Origin of the sequence: Neorhizobium vignae (genome assembly GCF_000732195.1) — a bacterium.
Lineage (GTDB): Bacteria > Pseudomonadota > Alphaproteobacteria > Rhizobiales > Rhizobiaceae > Neorhizobium > Neorhizobium vignae.
The window spans coordinates 54,624-71,957 of sequence record NZ_JNNU01000027.1 but is presented as its reverse complement, the minus strand read 5'-3'; the positions used below and the strand labels follow the sequence as shown (position 1 = coordinate 71,957).

Here is a 17,334-nt window from a genome sequence, read left to right as displayed (position 1 = left end):
CCCGTCTCGCGCCCGGTCGCCGCTGCACCGAGCCGTCCGATGCCGGCCCGTGCTGCGGTTTCCCGCGGAAATACGGCCCTCGCGCAATCCGCCGACGAGTGGGAAGAATTCTGATCTTCCTCGCGCCAACAAAACTTAAAGAGGGCGGCTTCGGCCGCCTTCTGCGTTTCAGCGACATCGTCGGATTCATCAGTTGCCACTTGCATAGAATGGCAAAACCATATAAACATATCTTTATATCTTGATTGCGTAAGGATGCGGCTGAATGGGATTGGCGCTCGACACCCTGGTGGACGTACTGAAAACGGCCGGCGAGCCGACGCGCTTCCGCCTGCTTGCGCTTCTCGCTGCCGGGGACCTGACCGTCACCGACCTTACCGAAATCCTGGGCCAATCGCAGCCGCGCATTTCACGGCATCTGAAACTGCTTGCCGAGGAAGCGCTGATCGACCGCTATCAGGAAGGCGCCTGGGCCTATTTCCGCCTGAGGCAGGAAGGCAAGGCCGCAACGCTGATCAGGACGCTGCTTGCCGCTGCTTCCGAGGAAGACCCTGTGCTGCTTCGCGACAGCGAGCGGCTGACGATGGTCAAGCGCCAGCATGCCGAGCGCGCCCAGGCGTATTTCAGCCGCAACGCGTCCGAATGGGACGAGCTTCGCCGCCTGCATGTCAGCGACGCGGCCGTCGAAGGGGCGCTGCTCAAGCTGATCGGCACGACACCGGTCGATGCGCTTCTCGATCTCGGCACTGGCACCGGCTGGATCCTGCAGCTTCTCTCCAATGTCTACCGTCGCGCCGTCGGCATCGATGCGAGCCGCGACATGCTTTCGGTCGCCCGGTCCAACCTTGACAAGGCGGGGATCGTCAAGGCGTCGGTCCGTCATGGCGACATTCTCAACCTGCCTCTCGAGGGCCAGGATTTCGACCTGATCACCGTTCACCAGGTGCTGCACTTCCTCGACCAGCCGGAGCTGGCGATCGCCGAGGCAGCCCGCGTGCTGCGTCCGGGCGGCCGCCTGCTGATCGTGGATCTCGCACCGCATACGCTCGAATATCTGCGCGAAGACCATGCCCATGTGCGTCTCGGCTTTTCCCATCAGGTGATGGCGGAATGGCTGGAGAAGGTGGGCCTTGAAGTCGAACAGGCGCTCGACCTCGGATCCGGCAAGGAAGGCGGCCTGACGGCCACCGTCTGGCTTGCCCGCGACCGCCGCCTGCTGATCGCCGCCCATCATGCATCCGCCCAATCGCAAACCGTTCTTTAAGGGAGCTGAACCAATGACCGCCGATAGCGAAACTTTCAGCGTTTCCTTCGAATTCTTTCCGCCGAAGTCGGAGGAAATGGAGGGCCAGCTCTGGGATACGGTCGACGAGCTGGCGCTCTGGGACCCGCGGTTCGTCTCGGTCACCTATGGGGCCGGCGGTTCGACCAAGGCACCGACGATCAACACGGTGCGTCGCCTCGTCGGCGAGACCTCGCTTGCGACCGCCGCACATCTGACCTGCGTCGACGCCACGCGCGAAGAAACCCATGCGGTCGTCGGCGAGTACCGCGCCGCCGGCATCCGCCACATCGTTGCTCTGCGTGGCGATCCGGCGAGCGGTATCGGTACCGAGTATCGTCCGCATCCGCAGGGTTATGCCAATGCGGCGGATCTGGTGCGCGGTCTGACCGAACTCAGCGGTTTCGACATTTCCGTCTCCGCCTATCCCGAAAAACATCCGGAAAGCGCCGATCTCGGCGCAGACATCGAAATGCTGAAGCGCAAGGCGGATGCCGGCGCTGCCCGGGCACTGACCCAGTTCTTCTTCGACAACGATGTTTTTGAACGTTACCTCGAAAAGGTCCGCGCCGCCGGCATCTCAATCCCGATCGTGCCGGGCATCATGCCGATCCAGAACCTGACCCAGCTCAAGCGTTTCGCCGGTCGCTGCGGTTCCACGGTTCCGTCTTTCCTGGATGCCCGTTTCGAAGGATTGGACGACAAGCCCGAGGATCGCGCCAGCGTGGCTGCCGACATCGCCGCCGAACAGATCGAGGATCTGATCCGCCGCGGCCTTGGCGACTTCCACATCTACACGATGAACCGGGCGCCGCTCGTCTCCGCCGTCCTTCAGCGGCTTGGCCGCCGGCAGATCCGCACGCCCCGGATCGCCGCTGCCTGAGCGCATTGAAAAAAACGCATGCTCCTACGAAAGGAGCATGCGTTTTCACCAGAAGTGCTGATTATCAACCGGTCGTGGATGCGATATCTTGAACTGGTAGTGGAACTGGTGGCGCTCAAATGAAGAGCATGGATGCCACAAACACAAACGCTGCACTGACTACCAAGACATTGAGAGAGTATGTACGTCCCATGTCTGCCTCCTTGCGTTGACGGGCAGACTTTATGTCGGTTTTGTGCCGGTTGGGAAGCGTGTTTCTGTGCTGCAGTGCCGCAGACTTCTCCGGTTCGCCTCGGCGGTGATCGCGTAAGCGGTTGATTTCTTGTTGTAAATCATCTGTTAATCTTAATTTCCACAGAGTTAAAAAGCCGTGTACGACTGTTAACTTCTGACATATTCCGTGATGGTTTCGACCCGTTACGACGCGCTGGACGGTAAATTGCTGCGCCTGCGAAGGACCCTTCCGTCGAGCAGGACCAGGCCGAAACCGATCAACAGCATGCCGACGAGGTCGGTTGCCTCCAATCTTTCGCCCAGATAAAGCGCGCCGAGAAGGATCGCGCTCGGAGGCACGATGAGCGTCACCAGAGAGGCATTCGTTGCGCCGGCCATCCCAAGGATACGGAAATAGAGGAGGTAGGCGAAGGCCGTCGACAGGAGCGCCAGTGCGAGGATTGCAAGGACGGCATGCGTCGACGGGGCTGGCAGCGCCCAGGACTGGTCGGCGAGCAGCGATACGGGCAGCATGATCAGGCTGGAGGCCGTGAGTTGTCCCGTGGCGCTGACAGGCGCGGGCAGGCCGCGGAAACGCTTGCCGTAGGTGCCGGCCACTCCGTAGGAGATTGCCGCAAGGATCGGCAGGACCAGCGCCCAGAGCGGCGCGGACGCGGCCGCCGTGACGCCCGGACCGATGAGCACGGCCGTTCCGGCAAGACCCGCAAGGCAGCCGGCGATTTTTGCCGGTGTCAGTTTTTCGTCGGCCGTCCAGCGATTGGCGATCAGCACCGTCCAGATCGGCGTGGTCGCGTTAAGGATCGAAGCAAGACCGGCGCCGATCTCGGTCTGTCCGAAGAAGATCAGCGTATGGGGAAGGGCGTTGTTGATGAAGCCCATGACCAGGAAGGACCGCCAGTGGGTTCTAAGCGTCGCATAGAGCCCGAACCTGCCGCGCAGATAGATGTGCAGCGCCGCTGCCGCCAGAAACAGGCGCAGGAAGACGAGGGTGAAGGGCGGCACTTCCACGACAGCGACGCGCGCGAAGAAGAAGGATCCGCCCCAGATCAGCCCGAGCAACAGGATCAGTGCCCAGGCAGCAGCGCTGGGCTTCGGTATGGCGGTGGTCATGCAAAATCCCCCTCGCGGTCAAGGTCAGGAGAATAATCCTATGATCCGCGAGTCGCCACCCGATTTCGATCGGGCGGCGACATGTATTTCAGAGCGCGGAGAGCAGGGTCAGGGTCGGCCAGCCGTCGGCCGGTTGGCCGAGGCGCGCCTGTTCCTTCTGGACGGCCTGGCGCGTGCCCGACCCCAGGATGCCATCGACCTTGCCGATATTGTGGCCGAGCGCTTCCAGCTTGGTCTGCAGCGCCTTCATGCCGGTGTCATCCAGGCCCTGGTCCGGCGTACCCTTCAGATAGGTCGGAGCACCCGAAAGCCGGGTTGCGAAATAGGCGGCCGAGGTCGTGTAGATGAACGACTGGTTCCATTCCAGATAGATGCTGAAATTCGGATAGGTCAGGAAGGCCGGCCCCTTGCGCCCCTGCGGAAGGATGAGGGCCGCGGGCAGGTTGCCGAAGTTGGTCACGCCGTCGCGTGGCGTGACGCCCAGCTTGAACCATTCGCTGGCCGGGATCTCGTTGCCGAGGCCGGACTTGTCCCAGGGAAGGTTCTCCGGCAGCGTCACTTCCTGGATCCACGGCTGGCCAGGCTTGAAGCCCATGCTCTGGATAAATTTCGCAGCCGTGAGGATCGCGTCGGGGGAACTGGTCTTGACGTTGATATGGCCATCGCCGTCACCATCGACGCCGTGCGCGATAATATCCTCGGGCAGCATCTGCACCTGACCGATCTCGCCGGCCCATGCGCCCGTATTGGTGGAAGGATTGAGGTCGCCGTGCTGGACCATCTCGATCAGGGCGATCAGCTGCGGGCGGAAAAGCTGCGGGCGGCGGCAGTCATGCGAGAGCGTCACCAATGCATTGCGGGTGTTGAAATCGCCCTGTACGGCGCCGAAATCGGTCTCCATCCCCCAGAAGGCGGTGATGACGCCGGGCGCCACGCCGAATTCCTTCTCTGCGCGGGCGAAGACCTCAGCATACTGCTTGATTTTCTGGCGGCCGATGTCGAGGCGCGCCTGGCTGACGGTGCGCTGCGAGAATTCGAGGAAGGTCTGGCGGAAGACGCCCTGAGCCCGGTCGCGCGACAGAACTTTCTGATCGATCTGGGCGCCGGCGAGCGCTTCATCCGCCGCACTTGCCGACGCGCCCTTGGAAATGGCTTCCGCCTTGACGCCGTCGAGGAAAGCACCGAGATCGCCGCCGCAGGCGATAGCCGGGGCTTGGGCGAGAGCGGTGGAGGCAAGGCAACTGGTGATGACGGAGGCAAGGGCGAGGCGACGGGCAAAGCGAGCGGACATTCGGCGTTCCTAGAATCTGAGTAAGCGCCGTTTGATCTCGGAAAATTTTGTGACCGAAACGTGGACGGCAGCCGTGTTGGCGCAGTTTTTATCGCAACTGCTCACACATTGCCAGACACCTGTTCGCCACGTGAACGGGGTTTACTTTGAGACTGCCGCAACCCAGTTGTGCCAGTTCTTGGAGGTGCCTGCAAAGACGTTGATATCCATCTCGCCCTTGATGCCCGGCACGATGCCCGTCGACGTATACTGCCAGAAGGACCAGCGGCGATCCGGATAGATCTTGGTCGGATGCTGCGCCACGGCGCGGAGCCAGAAGTGGTAGTTGCTGAAGGCGCCGACCAGATTGTCCCGGTGGAAATCCACCGACGTATAGATGATCGGCCGCTTGCCGTAATAGGCCTCGACGCGGTCCATGAAGCGCTGCATCGAGGCGCGCACGGTCTCGGGATCGGGGCGGGTCTTGCAGGTGGGCGAGGAATGGTTCCATTCCATGTCGAGGACCGGCGGCAGCTTCACCGCGTCCTTCGGGACATTGTTGATGAACCAGTCGGCCTGTTCGTCGGCTGTCGAGCAGAAATAATAGAAGTGGTAGGGGGCATAAGGAATGCCGGCCGATGCCGCGCCCCGCCAGTTTAGCTCGAAGGTCGGGTCGATGCGATCCTTGCCTTCCGTCGCCTTGATGAAGACGAATGCGATGCCGGATCTTTTGACGGCGGGCCAGTCGATATCCGTGCCGTTCCACTTGGAGACGTCGATGCCGTGGATCTCGTGGAGCCCAGGGTGAGTTTTCCCGAAATCCTGCGGGTCATTGTCCTTGAACCGCATCCTCTTGACCGACGACGTTTCCATCAGGTCATAACTTGAGGATGTGCATCCCGTGGCAAGGAGCGCGGTGGCAAGGAGGGCCAGAAGGAGCCGAGGCATGAACATCCCGTGTGGTGTCGACGTGGAAGCCTCTTGCCCCGTTCGACGCAAAACAGGGAGGCATGAACTCCATATTCACCATAACGTCGTAAAAAATCGGTTAGGGCAAGAGGATTTCACGCCGGAGAGGCGAGAGGTCAACGGCTCAGCCGCGGCGACGGATGACGGCATGCCAGGCATAACCCCGGCCGATCTCCTCGAAGATCATATCGGCATCCGCGGCGGCCAGCTTGCTTTCCAGCACTTCGTGCAGGTCTGGCCGTGGCGTAACGTGGAAACGCATGAGCCAGGCCTTCAGGAACCGCCCGAACCAGCGTGGCAGCCGTTCCTGCTGGCCGAAATCGACGATATGGAGGGAACCCTGAGGCGCCAAAGCCGCAAGCGCGGCATCGATCGCCTTTTCCCAGTCGGGAATCATCGACAAGGCGTAGGAAATCAGGATGCGATCGAAACCGGTCGTACCGAACTCTTCCGCCTTGAAATTGGTGGCGTCGGCGACGCGAAATTCCGGGATGATCAGCTTGCCGCGGAAATTGGCCCGGGCGCTTTCTAGCATCTCGGCGGAGATATCGAGGCCGTAGAGCTTTGCCGCCGGATAATGACGGTGGGCAAGTGCCAGGTTGCGGCCCGTGCCGCAGCCGACTTCGAGCAGCGAGGCATTGGGCGGAACATTCAACCCCGCAATCGCCCGGTCGCGACCGAAGAGGTAATATTTGCGGGTGATGTCGTAGATATGGCGCTGATACCGGTACATCCGGTCCATGCGCTCGGCGTGGCCATTCGACAGGGGGCTGCTCGCCATATCCGTCGCCATCAGGCTTTTTTCACATAGATGTGGAAACCGCCGTAGATCGCCGACCGATCCTCGAGGTTGAGTTCGTTGGAGCGCTCTTCCAGATAGGTCCACTGGTCGAAAAGGGCAGGCGAAAGGCGACCGTCGAGCACGCTCTTTTCGGCGGCGGTGCGGAAGATCACGCGAGCGCCTGGGGCGGCCGTGCGGCTGATTTCCGACCAGACATCGTTAAGCTGCTCGTCCGTCATCCAGTCCTGCGCATCGAGCAGGACGTAGCGATCGACCGAACCGGCTGCCTTCTGGGCCAGAAGCTCGGTGAAGCTGGCGTGATGGACCGTGACGCGCTCGGCACTTTCACGGATGGCGCGGTAGTTTTCGGCCTTCAGGTAGGTCGGCAACGTGCCTTCCTCAGGCTTCGGATACCGGCGGACGAAGGCCTGCCAGGCGAAATAGTTGTCGCGCAGCGGGAAATGGCAGGCGAGCTTTTCGAGGCGCTGGCGCAGGACCGGCGCAATCGATCCGTCGGAGGCGAGGCTCGCCAGCTCGTCATATTGCTGCGGCGGAATGCCGAGGCCGAACAGCGAGCTCTTGCGGCTGGTGATCCAGCGGATCAGCGGCCTGTCGAACAGCGGAGCGATGCGGTCGTCGAAGAACTGGCGCTGTTCGCGCAGCGACTTGGCATTGGCCATTTCTGTCAGATTGATGCCATGCAGGCGGGCGATCAGGTGACCGGCGCCGATGAAGCGGCCAAGCAGGCCGGTCTTGTAGATATTGCGGTCGAACACTTCGATCCGACGGCGGCCGGCGAGCGAGCGTTTGTCCCAATAGGCGCGGGTCGCGGCATCGAGGTTCGGCGCGATGAACGCATCGTAGCTCTTGCTGTTGGTGCGGATGCCGTCCATGCCGAAGTGGCGCACGACATCGCCATGGCCGGGCAGGTGGCGGAAGGCGGCGAGCTTCAGGCGGTTGAGCGCGACGTGATGCGGGTTGAGGTCGACGACGTCGATCTTCTTCGGCGAGCGGGAGAGATAGGCGAGCATGTTGCAGCCGCCGGAACCGATGGTGACGATCGAATGCTCGCCGGAAAGCTCCATGGCGGTCATGTCGACTTCTGGGTCCTCCCAGATCTGGGGATAGACGAGACCGGAGAACAGGAGGCCGAAAAGCCTTTCTGAGAAACCCTGCCGGGACAGAGCTTTATGCTGCAGAAGTGCGTCCTTCAGCTTCTGGTTTTTCCGAAAACCGGCTTCCTGTGCAATATCCGCCATGGTCGAGTCCCGCCTTGTCCAGAGTTTCAGCGCGTGTAAACCCGTCATGCTACAGATTGATGACGCCGCCTGTGGGCCAGTCCCGCAATAGGCTCCAGGCGACCGATCACCCCTTCCTTGTCCCCGAGAATCCTGATTGCATGCGGCCTTGAAATGGAGGCAAGGCATGCGGTTGTTCGTGCGGTTCGTAAAGATCCTCTGCGGCGTCATCGTCGTCGGGCTGGTCGGGCTCGGGATCTGGCTCCATACTTCGCCGCCGGAACTGCTGAGGGTCGGCAGCGGCTATTCGGCCAAGATGGTCTGCTCGAACGTCTTCCTTGCCGGCCGCGACAGCGGCGAGGTTCTGGCGGTCGATGTCCAGGCTCCCGGCCATCCGCTTCTGAGATTGATGCAGGTCTCCGTCGATCGAACGGAAAAGCGGGTTCATGCGGCACTGCTCGGCATTTTTGCCGGCAACGACGCGGTCTATCGCGAAGGGCTCGGCTGCACCGTGGTCCCCGATGGGACGCCGGCGGCGGCTGTCGGCATTCCGGTACCTGCCGTAACGTCACCCGATCCGTCCATGCCTTGGCCGGAGGGCGGAAAAGTCGAATCTGATCCGTCGGTTGCGCGACTTCTTTCAGATGCGGGTCTTGCCGGTCCGGGGCTTCGGGCGATGGTCGTGGTGAAGCGGGGGCGGATCGTCGGCGAGACCTATTCGACCGGCTTTTCCAAGGATACGCCGCTGCTCGGCTGGTCTATGACCAAGACCGTGAACGCCGCGATCCTCGGGACGCTCGTTCGGGACGGAAAGCTCTCGCTGGACGACAGGGGCCTGTTCCCGCAATGGCAGGGCAACCAGCGCGGCGATATCCGCATTGCCGACCTCGCCGCCATGGAAAGCGGGCTTGCGTTCAACGAGAATTACGGCGCGGTCGCCGATGTCACCCGCATGCTCTATCTCGAGCCGGACATGGCGAATTTCGCGGCCGACCAGCCGTTAGAGGCCGACCCCGGCACGCGGTTCGGCTATTCTTCGGGCACGGCCGCGATGCTCTCGAAGATCTGGATGGACAGGGTCGGCGACAGGGCTGCGGCGCTGGCCTATCCCCGCAACGCGCTGTTCGGTCCGCTCGGCATGGAAAGCGCCGTCATGGAGGCCGATGCGGCCGGCACCTTCGTCGGCAGCTCGTATATGTATGCGACCGCGCGGGACTGGGCCCGGATGGGGCTCCTGCTTGCCCGTGACGGCGTATGGAACGGCAACCGCATTCTGCCGCAAGGTTTTGTCCCGTTGATGCACCAGGCCAACGCCACGTCGAACGGCCGCTATTCGAAAATGCAGACCTGGCTGCCAGGCAAGGACAAGCCAGACATGCTGGCGGATGCATTTTTCCTGCAGGGGCATGATGGACAGACCATAACGGTGATCCCGTCGCTCGATCTGGTAGTGGTGCGGCTCGGGCTGACGCCGAGCTGGAACCGCTACGATCCGACCCGGCTGGTCGCCGAGGTGGTGAAAGCAACAACGGCGCCCTGAGGCGCCGCTGAACAATTTTCCACCCGGGCGCTTTTCAGCCGGTTATTTCTCCAGGACGTCCAGCATGTTCTTGCGCTTTGCGTCATAATAATAGCCGCGCGCGTAGAGCTTGATGGCATTGTCGTTTCTGTTGTCGGCCACAAGCCAGGCGCCGCGCAGATATTTGATCGCGTATTTGAGATTGGTCTCGGCATCGAGCAGGCCGGCCGGCGGGCCTTCGTAGCCCATGGACTTGGCGGTCGAATACTTGATCTGCATGAGGCCCCAATAGCCGTTCTTGTGATAGGCCTTGGGATCGTACTTGCTTTCCCGATGCACGACGCGGTGCACCAGCGATTCCGGCACGCCGTACATGCCGGCATAACGCTTGATGAGCTTGCTCAATTCGGCCGGAGCGCCGGTGGCCGTGGACGGCATCGGCTCGCCGGGAGCCGGCGGGAATTCCATGGCGGACAAGGCGGCAACGGCTCTCGGCTGCGCCGCATAGGCAAGCGTCGCGGTGTCCGGGCGCGGGGTCGGCACGACGGTCTGCAGCGCGACCATGTCCGGTGTCAGTTCCCGTTCGTCCAGCGCGATCGCCGAAGCTGCCGCCGGCTGGATCTTGCCTTCGCTGACCGCTGGCGCGATTGGCGGCGACACGAGGCGTCCGCCCTTCGGCGAGGCAAGGCTCGCCGGCTGGGCCGAAGCGAGAATTGTCGAGGTGGTCGGGGCAACGGGCGGCGGCATCATCGCCGGGCCGGGCGCGGGGGCGAAAGCGACGAGCGGCGCCATGGTGGGCGATGCCATCGCGGCGGACTGAACGGACATCGCATCGGCGGCGGCCGGCACCGGAACGGGAAGTCTTGCGGTCTTGGCGAGCGCCACGGTCGGCTGCGTGCCGATCGTCTGGGCGGCCGAGGCGACCTGAACCCCCGGAGGGGTGATCTGGCCTGCAGTCTGGGCCTGCCCGTTTACCGGGAGATCTGATTTGTACTGGATAGTCGTCTGGCCATCCGCGGAGGCCGTCTGGACGGGTCCCGTCGCCTGGCCGCTGGTCGGGACGACCGTCTGTGTCGCTGCAAGCTTCTGCTCGCGTTCGACACTTGAACATCCGGCGAGAACCGATGAAACGGCGCACGCCACAGCCGTCCCGCGGCCGAGGAATCGGATTATCGCCATTGGGTCGCTTTCATGAAAAATGGTTACCCCAGTCCGCCCAAACGCCACCAAAAGAGTGTTTTGATTAACCTATTGGGCAGCGTCCGGCAAGACGGCGAACGTCAGGCGGCGATCCGGCGATAGCCGGCTGTGACCGCGCGCCGGGAAATGAAGCGCGTCTGGGGCTTACGTGAGGCGGAGTTGAGGTTGGCAGGCCGCCGCCTGCGGTTGAGCACGCGGCGCGGAAAAAGCACGTGAATTCCGGCTCCAAGCGCTGCGCAGACAAGGAATGTCGCCTGCATTTCGAGAAGCTGGGGCAGGAGGAAGCGGTCGGGATCGACGAACTGGGCGAGCACGGCTGCAAGGACGACGGCATAACGCGCCTGGAAAGCGGATTTGCCGAACAGGCATCCGAAGATTCGCGCTGCCCGACATTCGGGAAGATTGTCGTTATCGGCAATCGGGCCGGAGATTCGCGGGTCCTGGTATGACCAGATCACATAGAGCATCAGATAACCGAGCCCTGCCCAGGAGATCACGTCGATGAGCTTGGGAAGATAAACGGCGATCAGGGCCATGGGGATCATCGCCACGATCAGGGCCGCCGACATTCCGACGGCAAGCCCCGGAACCGTGGCGATCGCCGTGCGGCGACCGCGCTGGAGAGAGAAACTGGCCGTAAGGCAAGCAAGGGGGCTCGGAAGGAGGGCGAGAAATATCGCGGTCGCAGCAAAAGCGAGCCAGATGTCAGCCGTCATTCCATTTCCTCCCGGACGCCCTTGAACGGCGCCCGCCAATTTCCTGTCTCAAGCCGCTTCGAAGGGCTGGCCGATATGGTCCATCACTTCGCCGAACCATTTTGCCGTCAGATCGAAATGTTTTCCACCCTTGATTCGGGGAAATTCGATCGTGCGCAGTTTTCCTTCCTGATCCTCGTCGTGGCCGGTGACGCCAGAAACCTTGTTCAGCGCGCTTTCGACGGCGAGATCGACCATCCCCTGGATGAGGCGCAGGTCGTCGCCGTTTGCCGGCGCCGAGCGGGCGAAATAGCCGGATTTCTGCACCATCGAGCGGTCCGCGCCGATCAGCGCCGCGAACTGCTTCTGGAACCAGCCGCCGACATTGATCGTGTCGATCTTAACATGGCCGAACGCGTCGCGCTTGATCGATTCGCCTGCTGCCTCACGCTCGGCGACGATCGTATCGAGGCCGGCACCTTCCGAAACGAACAAGGTCACGAAGCCGCGCTTGTCCATGACGTCTTTGAGGCGTGCGGCCTCCTTGTCGAGGTCGAAGGCCATCTCCGGCAGATAGACACCGTCGATATTCTTCATCGCGCTGTTCATCATGAAGCCCTCGACATATTCATTGCCCTTGGTCTTCTGAATATAGGCTCGTGCAGTCGCGGCGGTAAGCCAGCCGCAGTGACGTCCCATCACTTCGTGAATCACAAATGTGCGAGGAGCGGCACTCTGCTCGTTGGAAACGTTGTCGAAGAAATAGGCGCCGACTTCGGCAGCCGTCCAGGCGCCGAGCGACTGGCGGATCGGCACGATGTCGTTGTCGACTGTTTTCGGCAGGCCGACCACGGTCAGGTCGTAGCCGTTGGCGCCGAGATAGGCTGCAAGGTCGGCCGCTGTCGTGTTGGTGTCGTCGCCGCCGATCGTGTGGAGGATGGTGATCCCATCGGCCGCCAGCCGGTCGGCTGCAACGCGAAGCGGGTTCTCACCTTCCTTGACGAGGCCGCGCTTGACGCAGTCTGCGGCATTGGTGAGCTTGACGCGGCTGTTGCCGATCGGCGAGCCGCCGTAGCGGTGCAGCAGATGGGCCTTTTCGCGCATGTCCCGGGTGATTTCGATGCGGTCGCCGAGCAGGACGCCCTGATAGCCGGAACGGTAGGCGACCATCTCGATATCCGGCGCGACGTCGTTGTAGCGCTCGATCAGGCCGCCGACGGCGGAAGACAGGCAAGGCGCGAGGCCCCCTGCGGTCAGCATTGCTACTTTCTGTTTGGCCATCGATCCTCCTTGACGCGCTGCTCGCGTACAGTTCAAAACCGCTGGAATGGATGCGACAGAGACGGGCCTCTGTAAAGTGAATTTCTCAAGAAAAACCGCAGCTTCGGTTTCTCGGCGCAGGAGAGCCTAATATAATCGGTTCAACTGCCGCGGCCTCTCGATCGCGCTTGTGGAAAAAGAGATTCGGAGGCTTTGCAATTGTCCCGAAGTGCAAGGTCACCTGTCTGTGAGCGCCGGTGATTGTTCGGAAAATATGAACATAGTTTAATCTAAGACGGGCCGTCGGTCGCCTTGCAATCCCAATTATAATCTGGTCCACTGCACTCATGATCTGGGATTTTGCCTGCCTTCACTTTTCCTCCCTTTGGGAACGGCTTCTCGGCGCCATGGGCGACGCGGCCGGGAACGCGCTCGGCCGTGTCATCGAGGCGATCCGCACGACCTTCGAGGGCGATCCGGAAACACGCCGGCAGGTGTCTTTCTCGGTCGCCATCATCGCGCTGTCGGCCAAGATGGCGAAGGCTGACGGTATCGTCAGCGAGGCCGAGGTCAAGGCCTTTCAGCAGATATTCGATTTTCCCGACGAGGAAGCCCGCAACGTCGCGCGCCTCTATAACCTCGCGCGCCAGGACGTCGCGGGTTACGAAGCCTATGCAACGAAGCTCGCCGGCTTGTGCAGCCCGGGTGCGGGCAAGGCTCAAAACTGCCCGATGCTGGAAAACGTCGTCGACGGGCTGTTCCATATCGCCAAGGCGGACGGCCTCGTGCATGAGGCGGAGCTGGCGTTTTTGGCGCGCATTGCAGAGATATTCCGTATCGACGAGGGGCATTTCCGCCGAATCATGGCGCGGCACGTGCATCTCGACGGCCGGGATCCCTATCTGGTGCTCGGAGTCTCGCCGGAAGACGATTTCGCCAAGATCCGCAAGCAGTACCGCTCGCTGGTTTCAGAGCATCACCCGGACCGGTTGATCGCTCGCGGCGTTCCGGCTTCGCTGCATGCCGCAGCCAATGAACGCATGGCTGCGCTCAATGCCGCATATTCGGCGATCGAGAAAGAGCGCCGCGCCGCATGACGCCGTTCAACGCCGACTATGCCGGCGCGACGGTAAGGCCTTCCCCCAATCACGGCGAGCGCGCTGGCGGGCGCAGGCCCGATATGATCATCCTGCATTACACAGGAATGCCGAGCGGCGACCAGGCGCTCTCCTGGCTCTGCAACGAGGAGAGCCAGGTCTCAAGCCACTATTTCGTCCACGAGGATGGGGGCGTGGTGCAGCTCGTACCGGAGGACCGCCGTGCCTGGCATGCCGGCAAGAGCTCCTGGGCCGGCGAAACCGACATCAATTCCTGTTCCATCGGCATCGAGATCGCCAATCCGGGTCACCCCGGAGGCCTGCCGGACTATCCGTCCGCGCAGATCCAGGCCGTCGTCGAATTGTGTCGCGATTGCGGCCAAAGGTGGCAAATCCGGCCGGAAAGGGTGCTTGGGCACTCGGATGTCGCCCCGATCCGCAAGGTCGATCCGGGCGAAAATTTCCCCTGGGAGAAATTGCACCTTGACGGGATAGGTCATTGGATCGATCCAGCGCAAATCAGCGGCGGACGGTTTTTCCAGTTCGGCGAGAGCGGCCAGCCTATCGAGGCCCTGCAGTCGATGCTGTCGCTCTATGGCTATGGAATTGAAATCACCGGCACTTTCTGCGAGCGCACCAAGGGCGTGGTCGAAGCCTTCCAGCGGCATTTCCGGCCGCAACTCGTCGATGGGATCGCCGATTTCTCGACGATCGACACGCTTCATCGACTGCTCAAATCCTTGCCAAAATTCAATTAGCGCGGGCGCCGTGGCGGTCGTTTGAGGCCGCGCCAAAACCGCAAAATTTTGCAGTGCCACATCATCTCCTTATTAGCCCGGTCTAAAGGACCCGCTAACGGCAGCCGCCATGTGGACGGGGGTTGCAAAGATAAACGACCAGGATTCGTGAAACATCGCACCGTCAATCCGGCGACGCGATGAGTGGGTAATTGCGTAACAACGCCCGCGGTTCCTGTTGGTCCGGAGACACTTCACCTACATGAATACAATGATTGTTGCTGCCGCGGCGGGCCTTGCCATGCTGGTCGCGGGAACCGAACTCGTGCGTGCTGAGGACGACGCCGTCACCACCTATACCAGGCCGCTCGTCATTCCATGGGAAACGCGCGAAACCGGTTTTGCCGCGCCCACCGACGAAGCCAAGCGCCTGGTTCGGCAGCTTCATTATTCCCAGCTGGTCTCGAAATATGCGGACGAATACGACGTTCCGGAAGAGCTTGCTTTGGCGGTGGTGCAGATCGAGAGCAATTTCCGCCCGACCGTCAAGGGCAGCGCGGGCGAGATCGGGCTGATGCAGATCAAGCCGGCAACGGCGAGGCTGATGGGCTACCGCGGGCCGGACTATGGCCTCTACGATCCCGAGACCAATATCCGCTACGGCATGAAATATCTGGCCGGCGCGCATGAACTCGGTGGCGGCAAGATCTGCGGCACCATCCTCAAATACAATGCCGGCCACGGCGCCAAGCGCATGAACCCGGTTTCGAAGCGCTATTGCAATCGGGTGCAGGCGGTGATCGAGACCGCCGAACAGTCGATCGAACAGACTGCGTCGCTTTCGCCTGTGGCATTTTGATTCCAAAAACGGCTAGAAGTGCTTCTGACAGAAGACATTTCGGCCGGTGGAATCGAAAGGCGAGGGCATGACGGAACGGTTCAGATTTATCGTGATCGGGAGGGGCATGATGGGCGCTGCGGCGGCTCGCTACCTCTCGAAATGGACCGACGGTATTGCGTTGGTCGGTCCCGGTGAGCCGGCGGACTACGGGCGCCATGACGGCGTCTTTGCCAGCCACTACGACGAGGCGCGCATCACCCGGACGATCGATCCCGATCCCGTGTGGGCGCGCCTCGCCAACCGTTCGATCGAGCGCTACGGCGAGATCGCTCGCGAAAGCGGCGTGGATTTCTATACCGAATCGGGCTGCCTGCTGGTCGGGCCGAAGCGGGGCGAGGGACCTTCCTACGTCGCAAACGTCCTCGATGCGGCAGACAGGCTCGGTGTTTCGACCGAGACGCTGTCGGATCCCGATCTTGCCAACCGGTTCGGTTTCTTCTCGTTCCCCCAGAAGAGTGAGGGTGTCTGGGAGCCGGCGAATGCAGGGCACATCAATCCGCGCCGGCTGGTGAAGGCCCAGGCTCTCATCGCCGAGCGCCAGGGCACGGCGATCATTCCGGAAACGGTTTCCTCGGTGCGCCAGGACGGCGATCAGGTCACCGTCACGACCAGCGAGGGCAACAGCTATCTTGCCGAAAAAGTGCTGGTCGCAGCCGGCGGATTCTCGATCAACGAAAACCTGCTGCCACGACGCCTCGACCTCAGCGTCTATGCCCGCACCGTCGCCTTCTTCGAGGTCGACGAGGCTACCATGGACATCTGGGGCAGGGTGCCTTCGCTGATCTGGAAATGGCGCGAGGGCGAGGACGGCATCTATCTCCTGCCGCCGGTGCGCTATCCCAATGGCAAGATCTACCTGAAGATCGGCGGCGATCCGGACGATCTTCTGCTTCCGACCGAGCCCGATATCCGCGCCTGGTTCCGCTCGGGCGGGCGCGAAAGCACCAGGGCGCGGCTTGCCGAGATCATGACGCGGCTGATGCCGGAGCTCGATCTTTCCCGCTCGTCGATGGCGGCCTGCGTCACCTCCTTCACCCCGACGGGATATCCGGCAATTGCCATGACCGATGCCTCCCGAATCGGCATCCTCAGCGGTGGCTGCGGGGCGGCGGCAAAGAGTTCCGACGAGATCGGCCGGCTCGGCGCCGAGTTGATCTTCCATGGGAAAATCCGGGACGAAGCCTATTCGGCCGATTTCCGGGCGGATTATCTCTAAGCCGATTATCTCCGGCCTGATTACGTCTCGCCTATGGCTTTCGCCCTGTATCTCGTTTATGGACCGCCTGCCAGTTGGCCGGGCAGCCGCGCTTTACCAATGCCGAAAGGCGGTAGGGTGAGGAAAGTCCGGGCTCCACGGAAACACGGTGCCGGATAACGTCCGGCGGGGGCGACCCTAGGGAAAGTGCCACAGAAAGGAAACCGCCCCGCCTGCTGTACCGCTTGTCACCAAGCGGCAGAGCTGGCGGGGTAAGGGTGAAAGGGTGGGGTAAGAGCCCACCGCGCTTCTGGTAACAGCGGCGGCAAGGTAAACCCCACCGGGAGCAAGACCGAATAGGGATGACGCGGGTCCACGCGAAAGCGCGGACTACAGCCTGTTTCCGGGCCAGTCATCCGGGTGGGTTGCGTGAGGCGATATGCAAATATCGTCCCAGATGAATGGCTGCCGCGTTCCGGTGCTTGCACCGGGGCCTTACAGAACCCGGCTTACAGGCCAACTGGCGTTTTCTCCCCTTCCTCGCGATTCTGTGTACGCCTGCCAGAGACGATGCAGGCGTCGCAGGAGGCCCGTTTCGGGCCTTTGTCTTTTATATGAGGAATTTTGAAAGCTGTTTGGTTTTCCGCAGCTTACTGGGTGTCCCAAATCGACTTGCCGGGCACTGCCAAGGCGGTTTCTTCGCTTCCTCTAATAACCCTTTGTTAAACTTAACAGCTTATAAATAAATCCTGCTTGGGAGTGGCTAGCGGGGCTTCTCCCATTGACGCCCATATGGTCCCATGGTATCCCAAAATCGCACTGCACAAGGGCGAATGAGCGCCCGTCAATCCCAGAGTTTCGGTCGTCGTCCTGCGGCCGGGCGGATATCCGCCCATCCGGACGGCGAAGCTGTGTCTGGTGTGGCGCTTACCGGTGGACGGGCTTCCGTCTTGAACCATAACG

General features: G+C 61.8%; 15 protein-coding genes and 1 other RNA gene. 8 read left to right on the top strand and 8 right to left on the bottom strand.

What is annotated here, in order from left to right; genetic code table 11:
• Positions 1-265: 265 nt before the first annotated feature.
• Both GQ59_RS27535 and metF read left to right on the top strand, forming a co-directional pair.
• On the top strand, positions 266-1,264 hold the full coding sequence (locus GQ59_RS27535) for an ArsR/SmtB family transcription factor (protein ID WP_037087468.1): 999 nt from the start codon (positions 266-268) through the stop codon (positions 1,262-1,264).
• A gap of 13 nt (positions 1,265-1,277) precedes the next feature.
• On the top strand, positions 1,278-2,165 hold the full coding sequence (gene metF / locus GQ59_RS27530; RefSeq protein ID WP_037087465.1) for a methylenetetrahydrofolate reductase [NAD(P)H]: 888 nt from the start codon (positions 1,278-1,280) through the stop codon (positions 2,163-2,165).
• Between the two features lie 417 nt (positions 2,166-2,582).
• Here metF and GQ59_RS27525 read toward each other — a convergent pair whose 3' ends face one another.
• The 5 genes from GQ59_RS27525 to GQ59_RS27505 form a co-directional block, all read right to left on the bottom strand.
• Positions 2,583-3,509 (bottom strand): DMT family transporter, encoded by a 927-nt coding sequence (locus tag GQ59_RS27525; protein ID WP_037087464.1) that lies wholly within the window; start codon positions 3,507-3,509, stop codon positions 2,583-2,585.
• Positions 3,510-3,597: 88 nt separating this feature from the next.
• On the bottom strand, positions 3,598-4,800 hold the full coding sequence (locus GQ59_RS27520; protein WP_037087462.1) for a lytic murein transglycosylase: 1,203 nt from the start codon (positions 4,798-4,800) through the stop codon (positions 3,598-3,600).
• Positions 4,801-4,941: 141 nt separating this feature from the next.
• Positions 4,942-5,727, bottom strand: a complete 786-nt coding sequence (locus GQ59_RS27515) for a glycoside hydrolase family 25 protein (RefSeq protein ID WP_037087490.1) — start codon at positions 5,725-5,727, stop codon at positions 4,942-4,944.
• 145 nt (positions 5,728-5,872) lie between these two features.
• A complete protein-coding gene (locus GQ59_RS27510; RefSeq protein ID WP_037087486.1) occupies positions 5,873-6,529 on the bottom strand; it encodes a class I SAM-dependent methyltransferase in 657 nt (218 codons plus the stop codon).
• An 11-nt stretch (positions 6,530-6,540) separates the two neighbouring features.
• Positions 6,541-7,788 (bottom strand): BtaA family protein, encoded by a 1,248-nt coding sequence (locus GQ59_RS27505; RefSeq protein ID WP_037087460.1) that lies wholly within the window; start codon positions 7,786-7,788, stop codon positions 6,541-6,543.
• Positions 7,789-7,954: 166 nt separating this feature from the next.
• Here GQ59_RS27505 and GQ59_RS27500 point away from each other — a divergent pair, with 166 nt between their 5' ends.
• Positions 7,955-9,307 (top strand): serine hydrolase domain-containing protein, encoded by a 1,353-nt coding sequence (locus GQ59_RS27500; RefSeq protein ID WP_037087458.1) that lies wholly within the window; start codon positions 7,955-7,957, stop codon positions 9,305-9,307.
• A 42-nt stretch (positions 9,308-9,349) separates the two neighbouring features.
• Here the strand turns inward: GQ59_RS27500 and GQ59_RS27495 are convergent, their stop codons facing one another.
• The 3 genes from GQ59_RS27495 to GQ59_RS27485 form a co-directional block, all read right to left on the bottom strand.
• A complete protein-coding gene (locus tag GQ59_RS27495; RefSeq protein WP_051904231.1) occupies positions 9,350-10,465 on the bottom strand; it encodes a transglycosylase SLT domain-containing protein in 1,116 nt (371 codons plus the stop codon).
• A gap of 101 nt (positions 10,466-10,566) precedes the next feature.
• The gene (locus GQ59_RS27490; protein WP_037087454.1) at positions 10,567-11,202 is read right to left on the bottom strand and encodes a LysE family translocator; all 636 of its coding nucleotides are present in this window, start codon (positions 11,200-11,202) and stop codon (positions 10,567-10,569) included.
• 48 nt (positions 11,203-11,250) lie between these two features.
• Positions 11,251-12,462 carry a pyrophosphate--fructose-6-phosphate 1-phosphotransferase gene (locus GQ59_RS27485; RefSeq protein WP_037087451.1) on the bottom strand — a complete coding sequence of 404 codons (1,212 nt, stop codon included), beginning with the start codon at positions 12,460-12,462 and terminating at the stop codon, positions 11,251-11,253.
• Between the two features lie 326 nt (positions 12,463-12,788).
• Here GQ59_RS27485 and GQ59_RS27480 point away from each other — a divergent pair, with 326 nt between their 5' ends.
• The 5 genes from GQ59_RS27480 (at position 12,789) to rnpB (ending at position 16,899) form a co-directional block, all read left to right on the top strand.
• On the top strand, positions 12,789-13,538 hold the full coding sequence (locus GQ59_RS27480) for a J domain-containing protein (RefSeq protein ID WP_037087449.1): 750 nt from the start codon (positions 12,789-12,791) through the stop codon (positions 13,536-13,538).
• The gene (locus tag GQ59_RS27475) at positions 13,535-14,296 is read left to right on the top strand and encodes an N-acetylmuramoyl-L-alanine amidase (protein WP_037087448.1); all 762 of its coding nucleotides are present in this window, start codon (positions 13,535-13,537) and stop codon (positions 14,294-14,296) included. The genes GQ59_RS27480 and GQ59_RS27475 overlap by 4 nt, the downstream gene beginning before the upstream one ends.
• A 241-nt stretch (positions 14,297-14,537) precedes the next feature.
• Positions 14,538-15,134 (top strand): lytic transglycosylase domain-containing protein, encoded by a 597-nt coding sequence (locus GQ59_RS27470; protein WP_037087444.1) that lies wholly within the window; start codon positions 14,538-14,540, stop codon positions 15,132-15,134.
• A 67-nt stretch (positions 15,135-15,201) separates the two neighbouring features.
• Complete coding sequence (locus GQ59_RS27465; protein WP_037087482.1) at positions 15,202-16,392, top strand: NAD(P)/FAD-dependent oxidoreductase; 1,191 nt, start codon at positions 15,202-15,204, stop codon at positions 16,390-16,392.
• Between the two features lie 70 nt (positions 16,393-16,462).
• An RNA gene (gene rnpB / locus GQ59_RS30765) (RNase P RNA component class A) lies at positions 16,463-16,899 on the top strand.
• Positions 16,900-17,334: the final 435 nt, after the last annotated feature.

What these genes read in the sequence shown, in the direction of transcription:
- GQ59_RS27535 (WP_037087468.1), top strand. Translation starts at nt 266, where the DNA reads ATGGGATTGGCGCTCGACACCCTGGTGGACGTACTGAAAACGGCCGGC.
- metF (WP_037087465.1), top strand. Translation starts at nt 1,278, where the DNA reads ATGACCGCCGATAGCGAAACTTTCAGCGTTTCCTTCGAATTCTTTCCG.
- GQ59_RS27525 (WP_037087464.1), bottom strand. Translation starts at nt 3,509, where the DNA reads ATGACCACCGCCATACCGAAGCCCAGCGCTGCTGCCTGGGCACTGATC.
- GQ59_RS27520 (WP_037087462.1), bottom strand. Translation starts at nt 4,800, where the DNA reads ATGTCCGCTCGCTTTGCCCGTCGCCTCGCCCTTGCCTCCGTCATCACC.
- GQ59_RS27515 (WP_037087490.1), bottom strand. Translation starts at nt 5,727, where the DNA reads ATGCCTCGGCTCCTTCTGGCCCTCCTTGCCACCGCGCTCCTTGCCACG.
- GQ59_RS27510 (WP_037087486.1), bottom strand. Translation starts at nt 6,529, where the DNA reads ATGGCGAGCAGCCCCCTGTCGAATGGCCACGCCGAGCGCATGGACCGG.
- GQ59_RS27505 (WP_037087460.1), bottom strand. Translation starts at nt 7,788, where the DNA reads ATGGCGGATATTGCACAGGAAGCCGGTTTTCGGAAAAACCAGAAGCTG.
- GQ59_RS27500 (WP_037087458.1), top strand. Translation starts at nt 7,955, where the DNA reads ATGCGGTTGTTCGTGCGGTTCGTAAAGATCCTCTGCGGCGTCATCGTC.
- GQ59_RS27495 (WP_051904231.1), bottom strand. Translation starts at nt 10,465, where the DNA reads ATGGCGATAATCCGATTCCTCGGCCGCGGGACGGCTGTGGCGTGCGCC.
- GQ59_RS27490 (WP_037087454.1), bottom strand. Translation starts at nt 11,202, where the DNA reads ATGACGGCTGACATCTGGCTCGCTTTTGCTGCGACCGCGATATTTCTC.
- GQ59_RS27485 (WP_037087451.1), bottom strand. Translation starts at nt 12,462, where the DNA reads ATGGCCAAACAGAAAGTAGCAATGCTGACCGCAGGGGGCCTCGCGCCT.
- GQ59_RS27480 (WP_037087449.1), top strand. Translation starts at nt 12,789, where the DNA reads ATGATCTGGGATTTTGCCTGCCTTCACTTTTCCTCCCTTTGGGAACGG.
- GQ59_RS27475 (WP_037087448.1), top strand. Translation starts at nt 13,535, where the DNA reads ATGACGCCGTTCAACGCCGACTATGCCGGCGCGACGGTAAGGCCTTCC.
- GQ59_RS27470 (WP_037087444.1), top strand. Translation starts at nt 14,538, where the DNA reads ATGAATACAATGATTGTTGCTGCCGCGGCGGGCCTTGCCATGCTGGTC.
- GQ59_RS27465 (WP_037087482.1), top strand. Translation starts at nt 15,202, where the DNA reads ATGACGGAACGGTTCAGATTTATCGTGATCGGGAGGGGCATGATGGGC.